This is a genomic window from Microbacterium sp. 05T445 (assembly GCF_056395865.1).
Genome location: NZ_JBFTKJ010000002.1, coordinates 913,869 through 925,549 on the forward strand (window position 1 = coordinate 913,869; position 11,681 = coordinate 925,549).

Below are 11,681 nucleotides of genomic sequence, written 5' to 3' on the forward strand. Positions count from 1 at the left end.
CTAGTCGCCCTGGAGTTGACCGTCAGGGTCGCCGATGTAGGATTCTTCCTGGCCGGTTGCCGGTTCCTGAATCCTTGGTGAACTGTTCGTTCGTCGCGCCGATCCCGTCGGCACCTCTCCTTTCACACCCCTCACCGAAAGCGAACGGTGGAAACCGCAACCCTCATCATCGTTCTGGTGATCGCGCTGGCGCTGTTCTTCGACTTCACGAACGGCTTCCACGACACGGCGAACGCGATGGCCACGCCCATCGCCACCGGTGCGCTCAAGCCCAAGACCGCGGTGCTGCTCGCCGCGAGCCTCAACCTCGTCGGCGCGTTCCTGTCCACCGAGGTCGCGCAGACGATCTCGGGCGGGATCATCAACGAGGACCAGATCTCGCACGACATCTTCCCCGAGATCATCCTGGCGGGCCTGATCGGCGCCATCACGTGGAACATGCTCACGTGGCTGCTGGGCCTTCCCTCCTCGTCTTCGCACGCCCTGTTCGGCGGGCTCATCGGCGCCACGATCGTGGGCGTCGGGGTCAGCGCCGTCAACTTCGGCGTGGTGATGTCGAAGGTGATCCTCCCCGCGTTCATCGCGCCGGTCACGGCAGGGATCATCGCCTTCACCGCCACCAAGCTCGCCTACGCGCTGACGCGTCGCTACGACAGCAAGCCCGACGGACGCGACGGCTTCCGGTTCGGCCAGATCTTCACGTCGTCGCTGGTCGCCCTCGCCCACGGCACCAACGACGCGCAGAAGACGATGGGCATCATCACGCTCCTGCTCATCACCGCCGGGGTGCAGTCCGCCTCGGACCCCGAGCCGCAGACCTGGGTGGTGTTCGCCTGTGCGATCACGATCGCGCTCGGCACCTACATGGGCGGCTGGCGCATCATCCGCACGCTCGGCAAGGGGCTGACCGAGGTCAAGCCCGCGCAGGGCTTCGCGGCGGAAGCGTCGACGGCATCCACGATCCTCGCCTCCAGCGCCCTCGGCTTCGCGCTGTCGACCACGCAGGTCGCCTCCGGGTCGGTCATCGGCTCGGGCCTCGGGCGCCGCGGCTCGCAGGTGCGCTGGCGCACCGCCGGGCGCATCATGGTGGGCTGGGTGCTCACGCTCCCCGCCGCGGGTGCGGTGGGTGCGGCGGCCGCGCTCATCGTGGTGTGGCTCCCGGTGTGGGGCGTCATCATCGACGCCGTGCTCGCGGTCGTGATCATCCTCTTCCTCTTCATGCGCTCGCGTCGCGATGAGGTCACCGCGTCGAACGCGATGAGCGAGGTCGCCGACTCCGGCCGGGCGGTCAAGGTCAAGCGCAACCCGCCCCCCACCCGCCGGCAGCGTGCGATCGCGCGTGACGAGGCGCGTCGCGTGGCCGCGGCGCAGGCGGCGGAGAAGAAGGCGGCCAAGGCGGCGAAAGCGGCAGAACGACCTTCGCGCGGACCGAAGGACGGTGGCTCGCGATGACGATCAACTGGCTCGCATTCGTTCAGGTGTTCATCGCCGCCTTCGCGTCGGCCGTGCTGGTCGTCGGGTTCTACGCACTCGGACTCCGGCTGCTGGTGCGGGCAGGGCGCCCGCCCGTGGTCGCCCCTGCCGAGTTCACCGACGCGATCACGGTGATCTCCGAGAAGGAGGCGCGTCGGGCGGAGAAGGCCGCGGCCAAGGCGGCCAAGCGCAACCCGCTCACCGACGGGCAGAAGCGTCTCGCGCTCGCCGGTGCGTACCTGTCGTTCGCCGTCTGCGGTGCGGCGGTGCTGGGCGGACTGCTCCTCATCGTCTTCAACCACTGACGTCCCCGCGCCGCAAGAGCGCTGTCGCCGCCAGCGCCTAGGCTGAGCGCATGGTCGCCATGCCCCCTGCGCCTGTCCAGTTCGGTCACCATCCGCCCGCGCGACGCACGCTGCTGCACATCAGCGACACGCATCTGCTCGCCGGCAACCCGCCGCTGGGCGGGCGCTTCGACACCGCGGCGAACCTCACCCGCACGCTTGCGGCGGCCGAGGCCACCGGCATCCGTCCCGATGCGATCGTGTTCACCGGCGACCTGACCGATCTCGGCGAGCCCGAGGCGTACCTGGCGCTGCGTGAGGCGGTGGAGCCGGTCGCCGAGCGGCTGGGGGCACCGGTGGTGTGGGTCGCGGGCAACCACGACGAACGTCCCGCGCTGCGGCGCGACCTGCTCGGTCTCGCGCCCACACAGGAGCCGATCACCGGCGTGTGGGACCTCGGCGGGCTGCGGCTGATCGCCCTGGACTCGACGGTTCCGGGGTGGCATCACGGCGACCTCGACACCGCCCAGCTCGACTGGCTGCGCGCGATGCTGGCGACCCCGGCCCCGCTGGGCACGATCCTCGCCCTGCACCACCCGCCGCTGCCCAGTCACGTCCCCTTCTTCGACATCCTCGAGCTGCGCGATCAGGGGCGACTGGCCGAGGCGATCGCGGGCACCGATGTGCGCGCCATCCTCGCCGGGCACCTGCACTACTCGACCAGCGGGACGTTCGCGGGCGTGCCCGTCAGCGTGGCCGCCGCGACCTGCTACACGATGAACCTCGCCCGGCCCGCGGCCGAGGTGAACGGCATGGACGCGGGGCAGTCGTTCCATCTCGTGCACGTGTACGACGACACCATCACCCACGCCGTGGTGCCGGTGGTCGAGGCGCCGACGGCCGACCTGTTCTCCGCGGAGTGGGTGGAGCGGATGTCGCGCCTGACGCCCGAGGAGCGCCTCGAGGCGTTCTCCCGCAAGCGCGCGTGAGCACCGTCACCGGGTGCGTCGTCGACCTCCCCGGTGTATGACGGAGGGGGGTGGGATGTACGCCGCGTACAGGCCGGTGCACCCGAGGCGCGGGTAGGGTCGAAGGCATCCCCACACCGCTGTGAACTACCCACGAGGACTGCAGACATGGCTCTGGACGCAAAGATGCGAACCCGCACCGAGACCGACTCCCTGGGATCCATGGAGATCCCCGCCGACGCGTACTGGGGCATCCACACCGCCCGCGCGCTGGAGAACTTCCCGATCTCGAAGCGACCGATCTGGGTCTACCCCGATCTGGTGCGCGCGCTCGCCATGGTCAAGCAGGCCTCCGCCCGCGCCAACAAGGAGATCGGCGTCCTCGACCCGGTCAAGGCCGACCTCATCGATCGCGCCTCGCAGCTGGTGATCGACGGCCAGTACCACGACGAGTTCGTCGTGGGCGTCATCCAGGGCGGCGCCGGCACGTCGACCAACATGAACGCGAACGAGGTCATCACCAACATCGCGCTCGAGCTCGCCGGCCGCGAGAAGGGCGACTACGCCTTCCTGTCGCCGATCGACGACACCAACCGCAGCCAGTCGACCAACGACGTGTACCCGACCGCCATCAAGGTGGGTCTGGGACTCGACCTGCGCACCCTCCTGGAGGAGCTGGACCTGCTGCGTCAGTCGTTCCTCGCCAAGGCCGTCGAATTCCACGACGTGCTGAAGGTCGGTCGCACGCAGCTGCAGGATGCCGTGCCCATGACCCTCGGGCAGGAGTTCCACGGCTTCGCGACCACGCTCGGCTACGACTACCAGCGCCTGAACGAGAACGCGTACCTGCTGTACGAGATCAACATGGGCGCCACGGCGATCGGCACCGGGATCACGACCCACCCCTCGTACGCGCCCGCCGTGCTGCGGCACCTCCGTGCGATCTCGGGCCTGGACCTGGCCACGGCGAACGACCTGGTCGAGGCGACGAGCGACACCGGTTCGTTCATGTCGTTCTCGGCGTCGCTCAAGCGCAACGCGATCAAGCTCTCCAAGATCTGCAACGACCTGCGACTGCTGTCGTCCGGTCCGCAGGCGGGCCTCGGCGAGATCAACCTCCCGGCGCGCCAGGCCGGCTCGAGCATCATGCCGGGCAAGGTGAACCCGGTGATCCCCGAGGTCGTGAACCAGGTGGCGTTCTCGATCGCCGGCGCCGACCTCACGGTGACGATGGCCGTCGAGGGCGGGCAGCTGCAGCTGAACGCGTTCGAGCCGGTGATCGCGCACTCCATCTTCCAGTCGATCACGTGGCTGCGCCAGGCGATGTACACGCTGCGCGTCAACTGCGTCGACGGCATCACGGCGAACCGCGAACGCCTCGGCGCGATGGTCGGCGCCTCCGTCGGAGTGGTCACCGCCCTCACCCCGTTCATCGGGTACGCCGCGTCGGCAGCCCTCGCGAAGACCGCCCTGCTCACCAACCGCAACGTCGCCGACCTCGTCGTCGAGGCGGGCCTGATGTCGCGCGACGAGGTCATGAAGCAGCTCTCGCCCGCTCGTCTGTCTGGGCTGGAGACCGTCACCGCCGCGATCCCGATCGTGCAGGCCGCGGAGGACGTCGTCGCGGACGCCACCGCCGACACGCACTGACGCGGTTGCCGCGGCCCGCTCCGGATCGATAGCGTCGGGGGGACTCGAACGAAAGGCGAGAAATGACCGATCCGCAGAACCCGGCCGCACCCGAGCAGCCCGAGCAGCCCGCGTCGCAGCCGTCTGCGCCTCAGGAGCCCGTCGCGGCCCCCGCGCCCGCCGAGGCTCCGGCCGCACCGGCCGAGCCCCAGCCGGTGGCTCCCGCCGCCGCGGAGCCGGTGGCCCCGGCCGCCGCCGAACCGGTGGTCCCGGCCGCCGCCGAGCCGGTGGCTCCCGCTCCGGCCCAGCCCGAGTACGCCGCCGCGGCTGCCGCCGCTCCGGCCGCCCCCGCGTACGCCGCGGCCCCGCCCGCGTACCCCGCCGCACCGCCGGCCGCATATGGCGCCCCGGCCGCGGATGCGCCGGTCCCGGGAAAGACGCTCGGCATCGTGGCGTTCATCCTGTCGTTCTTCGTGCAGCTGGTCGCGCTGATCCTCGGCATCGTCGCGCTCGTGCAGAGCCGCAAGGCGGGCGTGAAGAACGGTTTCGCCCTCGCCGCGATCATCATCTCGGCAGTGCTCATGGTGGTGGCGATCATCGTCACGATCATCATCGTCTCGGTCGTCGTCGGCGGTCTCGCCGCGGCGTGCAGCGAGCTCGGGACCGGTGTCTGGGTGCTGGAGAACGGCGCCACCATCACCTGCAGCTGACGCAGATCTCATCGTCGAAGGGCGGGTCCGCATCGCGGGCCCGCCCTTCGCGTGTCCACGCGGGGGGTGGCGGGCTCAGTCGAGGATGCGGCAGTGCGTCGTGAGCGCCCCGATGCCGTCGATGCCCACGGTGACCGTCGAGCGGTCGCGCAGGAAGACCTGCGGGTCTCGCGAGTACCCCGCCCCGCCGGGGCTGCCGGTGGAGATGAGCGTGCCGGGCAGCAGCGTCGCCGAGCGCGACAGGTGCGAGATGAGCGTGGACACCGGCCGCACCATCTGCGCGGTCGTGGCATCCTGCAGGGTCGTGCCGTCCAGCACGGTCCAGATGTGGAGGGCCTGCGGATCGGGCACCTCGTCGGCGGTCACCACGAACGGCCCGGTCGGGGTGAATCCGTCGAACGACTTGCAGCGCGACCACTGCGCCTCCGAGTACTGGATGTCACGCGCGGTGATGTCGTTGACCACGGTGTACCCCCACACGTGGTCGAGGGCGTCCTCGGGGGAGACGTCCTTCGCAGGCGTGCCGATGATGACGCCGAGCTCGGCCTCGTAGTCGACGGATTGGCTGAGCGCGCGAGGCCAGACCGTGGTGCCGTCGTGCCCCGCGAGGGAGTTCGGCCAGAGCACGAACACCGTCGGCGTCGAGTCGGTCTTGAGCCCGAGCTCGCTGGAGTGCGCCGCGTAGTTCAGCCCGATCGCGAGGATCACCGGAGGAGCGAGCACCGCCGAGGCGAAGCCCATGCCCTCGAGCGGATGCCGCTGCCCGAGCGGCGCCGTCTCGCGCACGCGCGCGAGCAGTTCGTCGCCGCCGGCGATGAGCGCCTCGAGCGTGCGCGGCGCCCCGTCGAAGAGGCGCTCCACCAGGACCGCCTCGTCGCCGTCGATCACCGCGAGCCGCGGCTCGTCCGATCCGGGCGGCACGACGTGGGCGAAGCGCATGCTCCCAACCTAGTCGGGGGTGCACCGCGACGTGCTGTCCACAGCGCGGGCATCCGGGGTCGGACGACGGCTCTAGGCTGTGCGCATGACGGTCGATCCCGGCGCCGCACCACAGCGGCCCTCGCTCACTCCGCCGGAGTTCGCCTCCGCTCTCGCGCAGCCCCGCCTCGCCTCGCCCGCGGCCATCGTGCCGCCGGCGACGTCGCCGGCACCGGTGCAGGTGCCCGCCGCGGTCGCGGCACCGCGCCGGGGAGTGGCGGCGTCGGTGTGGATCGTCGGCATCCTGGTGCTCGTCCTCGTCGTGCTCGTCGCATACTTCCTCAACGCGATGGGCCCGGGCGCGTCGTTCGTGGGGATGCTGCTGGCCGTCGTGCCGCTGGTGGGCGTGGTGTTCGCCGTGCGCATCGTGGACCGCTGGGAGCCCGAGCCCCGCGGGCTGCTGGTCCTCGCCGTCGCGTGGGGGGCGATCGCCGCGGTCGGCATCGCGCTGGGCGTCGACTGGGTGCTCGCATCGCTGTTCGGCCCGGCGGTCGGCGCACGCGAGGTGCTGCAGACCGTCGTCCAGGCCCCCGTGGTGGAGGAGTTCGCGAAGGGTCTCGGCGTGCTGCTCATCTTCGCCACCGCGCGCCGCGCGTTCGACGGCCCGGTCGACGGCATCGTGTACGGCGCCCTCGTGGGTGCCGGGTTCGCGTTCACCGAGAACATCCAGTACTTCGCGCTCAGCTTCATCGAGGGCGGCGCGGCCGAGACGACGTCCACCTTCTTCCTGCGCGGCATCCTGTCGCCGTTCGCGCACGTCATGTTCACCAGCGTCACCGGGTTCGCGCTCGGACTCGCGGCGCGCCGCGGCCTGACGACCGGGCAGGCGATCGGCCCGTGGCTGCTCGGCCTCGCCGGCGCCATCGCCCTTCACGCGTTCTGGAACGGCTCCGCCATGTTCGGCGACTTCTTCTTCCTCTACCTGACGCTGCAGGTGCCGCTGTTCATCGGGTTCATCCTCGGGGTCGTGGCGCTGCGGCGCGAGGAGTCGCGGCTGACGAAGCGGCGACTCGGCGACTACGCCGCCGCCGGCTGGTTCACGCCGCAGGAGGTCGACATGCTCGCCACGTCGTCCGGCCGCAAGGCCGCGCTGGCGTGGGCGCGGACCCTCCGCGGCGACCGCACGGCCCTCATGAAGAGCTTCATCGCCGACGCCACGGCGCTGGCCGCGACACGGCAGCGCGCCCTCACCGGGCGGGACCCGCAGGCGGCCGGTGAGGAGAGCGAACTGCTCGCACGGACCACGGCGACACGCGCTGCGATGTTCGCGCCGTAGTCCGGGCGGGACGCCCCCGTACAAAGACTCAGCGCTCGGTGCCGCGGCGATGCCTGCGTGTCTACCGAGCGCTGAGTTGACCTGAGACCAGGATGCCGGGTGCCTCGCGCGAGTGTCAAGGGAGCCGCGCCGGTTCCCCTGACGGCGAACTCACATGATCCCGGACGGCTGCAGATGGTTGGATGGTGGCATGACTGACGACCGCACCAAGCCTGAGATCGACGCACCCGCCGGCCCGGCTCCGGCCGAGCTCGTCGTCCGCGACATCGTCGTGGGCGAGGGCGCCGAGGCGAAGCCCGGCGACACCGTGACCGTCCACTACGTGGGCGTCGAGTACGAGACCGGCGAGGAGTTCGACTCGTCGTGGAACCGTGGCGAGAGCATCCAGTTCCCGCTGCGCGGCCTCATCCAGGGCTGGCAGGACGGCATCCCGGGCATGAAGGAGGGCGGCCGTCGCGAGCTCGTCATCCCGCCCGCGCTCGCCTACGGTCCGGCCGGCGGCCACTTCCTGGGCGGAAAGACCCTCATCTTCGTCATCGACCTCATCAAGGTCGGCTGACAGAGACCGATCGATCCAAGGGAGCGGGTGCTGCGGCATCCGCTCCCTTCGTCATGTCCCGCGCGAGGAATTTTGCATTCACGGGAATAGACATGACCTGTGCACGCGTTGTCACCCATCGAGCCTGTCGTCGCACCCGCGACGACCACCCCCCATCAGAAGGACGACAATGACCGACACCACCACGATCGACGTTCCCGGCTACAAGGCGGGCACCTGGGTGCTCGACCCCGCGCACAGCGAGGTCACCTTCAGCGTGCGCCACATGATGATCTCGAAGGTGCGCGGCACGTTCGGGATGAAGAGCGCGACGCTCATCGCGCCGGAGAACCCGCTCGAGGCGCGCGTCGAGGCGAGCGTGGACGTCACCTCGCTCGACACCAAGGACGAAGGCCGCGACAACCACCTGCGCTCGGTCGACTTCTTCGACATCGAGAACCACCCCACGATGGAGTTCCGCTCGACCGGTGCGCGCGTCCAGGACGGCGACTTCCTCGTCGACGGTGACCTCACCATCCGCGGCGTCACCAAGCCGGTCACCTTCGAGTTCGAGTTCGGCGGCTTCGGCACCGACCCGTGGGGCAACTACAAGGCCGGCGCGACGGCCAAGACGGTCGTGAACCGCGAGGAGTTCGGCCTCACCTGGAACGCCGCCCTCGAGACCGGTGGCGTGCTCGTCGGCAAGGACGTCACGATCACGCTCGACCTGCAGGGTGCGCTGCAGCAGGACTGACCCGCACCGTCGGGCGAAGAGCGGATGCCTCCACGGCATCCGCTCTTCGCATTGCTCGCGCGGGCGAGAGTCAGGTGCGGCGGCGCGGGCGCAGGCGGTCCTGAGCGAGCAGGATGCCGAGGAACACGATGAGCGCGCCGGCCGGTTCGTTCCACGTGATGGTCTCGCCGAGGATGAGGATGCCGAGCACGACGCCGACGACGGGCGTGATGTAGGTCACCGTCGATGCGCGGGTCGGCCCCCACGCGCGGACCGTGTTCTGGTTCCACACGTAGGCGATGCCGGTCCCGAGGCAGCCCAGCAGCACGAGACTGATCACGATCGGGACGTCCAGGCGCACGGGCGTGAGCACCAGGAACGGTGTGAGGATCGCCATCACGAGGCCCGCCATGGCGATGTAGCCGAAGGTGAAGGCCAGGGCCGACATCCCGGTGTTCGAGACGAAGCGCCGCATGTACGCGAAGCTGAAGCCGTAGCTCGCGGTCGCGCCCAGGATGGCGAGCTCGGCGACGAGGCTGCCGTCCAGCGCGACGCCCTGCCAGGGTGCGATGATCACGATGACGCCGAGGATGCCGACGCCGATGCCGACGACCTGCAGCGCCTTGAGCCGCTCGACGCGGAACACGAGCCACGCCATGATCGCGGTCATGATCGGGGTGGTGGCGTTGAAGATGCTGGCCACGCCGGAGCTGACGTGCTGCTGCGCCCACGAGAACAGCAGGAACGGGATGACGCAGAAGGTGAGTCCCAGCACCAGCAGGTGGGCCCACACGCGCAGACTCCGCGACAAGTGCTCGCGGCGCAGCAGCACCAGGATGCCGAGCGTGAGGGTGCCCAGCAGGATGCGCGTCCACGCGACCTGGGCGGGCGAGATGCCGGTGAGCGACACCTTCATGAACAGGAAGCTCGACCCCCAGACGATGCCGGCCAGCACGAACTGGACCGTGATCCAGCGCGGTGCGGGCAGACGGTCTGCGCGCACCGGTGCGGTCGTCCGAGTCGAGGTCACGGCCCCACGGTACGCGCGCCTGCCGACGCCGACGTCCGCGAGCGGCTGCGACGTCCGAAATCCGCCGATGTGCGGCGGTCAGGCTACGGCGCGGGGTTCTCGGCGTCGTAGGCGCGGAAGCGCGGACTGAACCGCACCAGCGTCGCGACCAGGGCGATGATGACGAAGCCGCCGAGCAGCGGCGGGAACCACAGCGCGGTGAGCGTCGCGAGGGTGCCGGCGTACAGCGCCCCCAGTCGCGGGCCGCCGGCCACCACGACGATGAAGATGCCCTGCAGTCGCCCGCGGATCGCGTCGGGCACGGCGGCCTGCACCATCGTGTTGCGGAAGATCGAGCTGATGTTGTCGGCCGCCCCCGATACGGCCAGCACCAGGCAGGCCAGGGCGATGAGGACGAGGTTGGGGGTGCCGGGCTCGCTGCCGGCGGGGGCGAACCAGCCGAGCGCCGCGGCGCCCAGTACGAGCCCGAGCACGGCGATCGTCCCGCCGTACACGAGGATCGCGCGCTCGATGCCCCGCCCCTGGCGCCGGACCGCGCCGACGCGGCCGGAGAACAGGCTCGAGGCGAACGCTCCGGCGGCGACCGATGCGGTGAGCACACCGGTCGTGATGGGACCGCCGCCCAGGAGCACCGCCCCGATCGCGGGGAACAGCGACAGCGGCTGCCCGAAGGTCATCGCGATGATGTCGAGGATGAACTGCAGCCGGATGTTCGAGGCCCGCTTCAGGAACCGCCAGCCGTCGCGGAGGGACTCCAGCCCTGGCCGGACCGTCTCACCCTCGGGGCGCAGCCGCGGGAGCGTCCACAGACCGAGGAACAGCGACGTCATCAGGATCACGTCGAGCGTGTACGTCCACGCGTAGCCGGTGAGCGCCACCAGCACGCCGGCCAGGGCCGGCCCGGCCATCACCATGATCCCGACCGTGATGCCGCCCAGCGCGGAGGCCGCGGGAAGCAGGTCGCGGGGGAGGAGGCGGGGCACGATCGCCTGCCGCGTCGCCAGCACGATGGAGTTCGCGGCGGAATTGACGATGCTGAGGGCGTACAGCCACCACACCGTCTCGAGCTGGGCCCACGCGAGCACCGCGAGCAGCGCCGTCGAGCCGAAGGTCACGGTCGCGGCGATGAGCGCGACCGCCCGGCGGTCGAAGGCGTCGGCGAGCATGCCCCCGTAGATGCCGGCGACGATCATCGGCACGAGGCCCGCGACCGCGATCATCGACACCGCGAACGTCGACCCGGTGAGGTCGTACATCTGCAGCATGATCGCGACGATCGTGAGCTGCCCGCCGAGGCCGGCGAGCGTGGATCCGATCCACATGCGAGTGAAGGCGGGACTGGTGCGGAAGGGACGCAGGTCGATGAAGTGGCTGCGATGCTCCCCGGCGCTCACTCCTCGACCTCGACGCGCTTGATGCGCGCGGTGTGCCCGCGGAGGATGCGCACGCGGCTGGGCGGCACCTCGAAGTGGTCGGCGAGCGCGCGGATCACGCCCTCGTTCGCGGCGCCGTCCACGGCGCGCTCCTCCACGAAGACGACGAGGCCGTCAGCGCTCTCTTCGACCAGCGGTCCGCGCCGGCTCCCGGGCTTGACGCGGACGGTGTACTGCACGGATCCGAGCGTACCCGGGCCCGACGGTGCCGGTTCGCCGCGGCATCCTGCGGCTGGTAGACTCTTCAGGTTGCCGTTGGATCGGCCGCGGAGAAAGAGAGCTCGCACATCGGGTGACGAGCACCGCGCAACAAGCAGAGAGGGGATCACCTATGGCACTGGAAGCAGACGTCAAGAAGGCGATCATCGAAGAGTACGCGACGCACCCCGGTGACACCGGATCCCCCGAGGTGCAGGTCGCGATGCTGACGCAGCGCATCAAGGACCTCACCGAGCACCTCAAGGAGCACAAGCACGACCACCACTCGCGTCGTGGGCTGTTCCTGCTCGTCGGTCAGCGCCGTCGTCTGCTCGGCTACCTCCAGGACATCGACATCAACCGTTACCGGTCGCTGATCGAGCGTCTCGGACTCCGCCGCTAATCGCAGCCAGCGTTCAATCGCGCAAAAC

At 70.2% G+C, this 11,681-nt stretch carries 13 protein-coding genes; 9 read left to right on the forward strand and 4 right to left on the reverse strand.

The features are described 5' to 3' along the window. Nucleotides 1-147 precede the first annotated feature (147 nt). The 5 genes from AC1DDU_RS13730 (at nucleotide 148) to AC1DDU_RS13750 (ending at nucleotide 5,064) form a co-directional block, all read left to right on the forward strand. Nucleotides 148-1,452 (forward strand): inorganic phosphate transporter, encoded by a 1,305-nt coding sequence (locus tag AC1DDU_RS13730; RefSeq protein WP_477434995.1) that lies wholly within the window; start codon nucleotides 148-150, stop codon nucleotides 1,450-1,452. Continuing rightward, nucleotides 1,449-1,778, forward strand: coding sequence for a peptidase (locus AC1DDU_RS13735; RefSeq protein ID WP_477434997.1), 330 nt, complete (start codon nucleotides 1,449-1,451; stop codon nucleotides 1,776-1,778). Before AC1DDU_RS13730 ends, AC1DDU_RS13735 begins: the two co-directional genes overlap by 4 nt. Nucleotides 1,779-1,837: 59 nt before the next feature. Beyond that, a complete protein-coding gene (locus AC1DDU_RS13740) occupies nucleotides 1,838-2,746 on the forward strand; it encodes a phosphodiesterase (RefSeq protein WP_477436831.1) in 909 nt (302 codons plus the stop codon). Nucleotides 2,747-2,893: 147 nt separating this feature from the next. Further along, entirely contained in the window at nucleotides 2,894-4,375 is a 1,482-nt protein-coding gene (locus AC1DDU_RS13745) for an aspartate ammonia-lyase (RefSeq protein ID WP_477434999.1), read from the forward strand. 62 nt (nucleotides 4,376-4,437) lie between these two features. After that, nucleotides 4,438-5,064, forward strand: a complete 627-nt coding sequence (locus tag AC1DDU_RS13750) for a DUF4190 domain-containing protein (RefSeq protein ID WP_477435001.1) — start codon at nucleotides 4,438-4,440, stop codon at nucleotides 5,062-5,064. Between the two features lie 75 nt (nucleotides 5,065-5,139). Here the strand turns inward: AC1DDU_RS13750 and AC1DDU_RS13755 are convergent, their stop codons facing one another. Then, nucleotides 5,140-6,003: a fumarylacetoacetate hydrolase family protein gene (locus AC1DDU_RS13755; RefSeq protein WP_477435003.1), complete on the reverse strand. Its 864-nt coding sequence runs from the start codon at nucleotides 6,001-6,003 to the stop codon at nucleotides 5,140-5,142. Between the two features lie 85 nt (nucleotides 6,004-6,088). On the opposite strand from AC1DDU_RS13755, the gene AC1DDU_RS13760 reads away from it, so the two are divergent. The 3 genes from AC1DDU_RS13760 (at nucleotide 6,089) to AC1DDU_RS13770 (ending at nucleotide 8,610) form a co-directional block, all read left to right on the forward strand. Beyond that, on the forward strand, nucleotides 6,089-7,318 hold the full coding sequence (locus AC1DDU_RS13760; RefSeq protein WP_477435005.1) for a PrsW family intramembrane metalloprotease: 1,230 nt from the start codon (nucleotides 6,089-6,091) through the stop codon (nucleotides 7,316-7,318). 190 nt (nucleotides 7,319-7,508) lie between these two features. Then, complete coding sequence (locus tag AC1DDU_RS13765; RefSeq protein WP_477435007.1) at nucleotides 7,509-7,877, forward strand: FKBP-type peptidyl-prolyl cis-trans isomerase; 369 nt, start codon at nucleotides 7,509-7,511, stop codon at nucleotides 7,875-7,877. Nucleotides 7,878-8,046: 169 nt separating this feature from the next. Continuing rightward, on the forward strand, nucleotides 8,047-8,610 hold the full coding sequence (locus AC1DDU_RS13770) for a YceI family protein (protein ID WP_477435009.1): 564 nt from the start codon (nucleotides 8,047-8,049) through the stop codon (nucleotides 8,608-8,610). 70 nt (nucleotides 8,611-8,680) lie between these two features. Here the strand turns inward: AC1DDU_RS13770 and AC1DDU_RS13775 are convergent, their stop codons facing one another. The 3 genes from AC1DDU_RS13775 to AC1DDU_RS13785 all read right to left on the reverse strand — a co-directional run bounded on the left by AC1DDU_RS13775 (nucleotide 8,681) and on the right by AC1DDU_RS13785 (nucleotide 11,231). Then, nucleotides 8,681-9,619 (reverse strand): DMT family transporter, encoded by a 939-nt coding sequence (locus tag AC1DDU_RS13775; protein WP_477435011.1) that lies wholly within the window; start codon nucleotides 9,617-9,619, stop codon nucleotides 8,681-8,683. Nucleotides 9,620-9,702: 83 nt separating this feature from the next. Next, nucleotides 9,703-11,013 (reverse strand): MFS transporter, encoded by a 1,311-nt coding sequence (locus AC1DDU_RS13780; RefSeq protein WP_477435013.1) that lies wholly within the window; start codon nucleotides 11,011-11,013, stop codon nucleotides 9,703-9,705. Continuing rightward, nucleotides 11,010-11,231, reverse strand: a complete 222-nt coding sequence (locus AC1DDU_RS13785) for a DUF167 domain-containing protein (RefSeq protein ID WP_477435015.1) — start codon at nucleotides 11,229-11,231, stop codon at nucleotides 11,010-11,012. The genes AC1DDU_RS13780 and AC1DDU_RS13785 overlap by 4 nt, the downstream gene beginning before the upstream one ends. Nucleotides 11,232-11,383: 152 nt before the next feature. Between AC1DDU_RS13785 and rpsO the strand changes: the two genes are divergently transcribed. Next, nucleotides 11,384-11,653 (forward strand): 30S ribosomal protein S15, encoded by a 270-nt coding sequence (rpsO, locus tag AC1DDU_RS13790; RefSeq protein WP_005048780.1) that lies wholly within the window; start codon nucleotides 11,384-11,386, stop codon nucleotides 11,651-11,653. The last annotated feature ends 28 nt before the right edge of the window (nucleotides 11,654-11,681 follow it).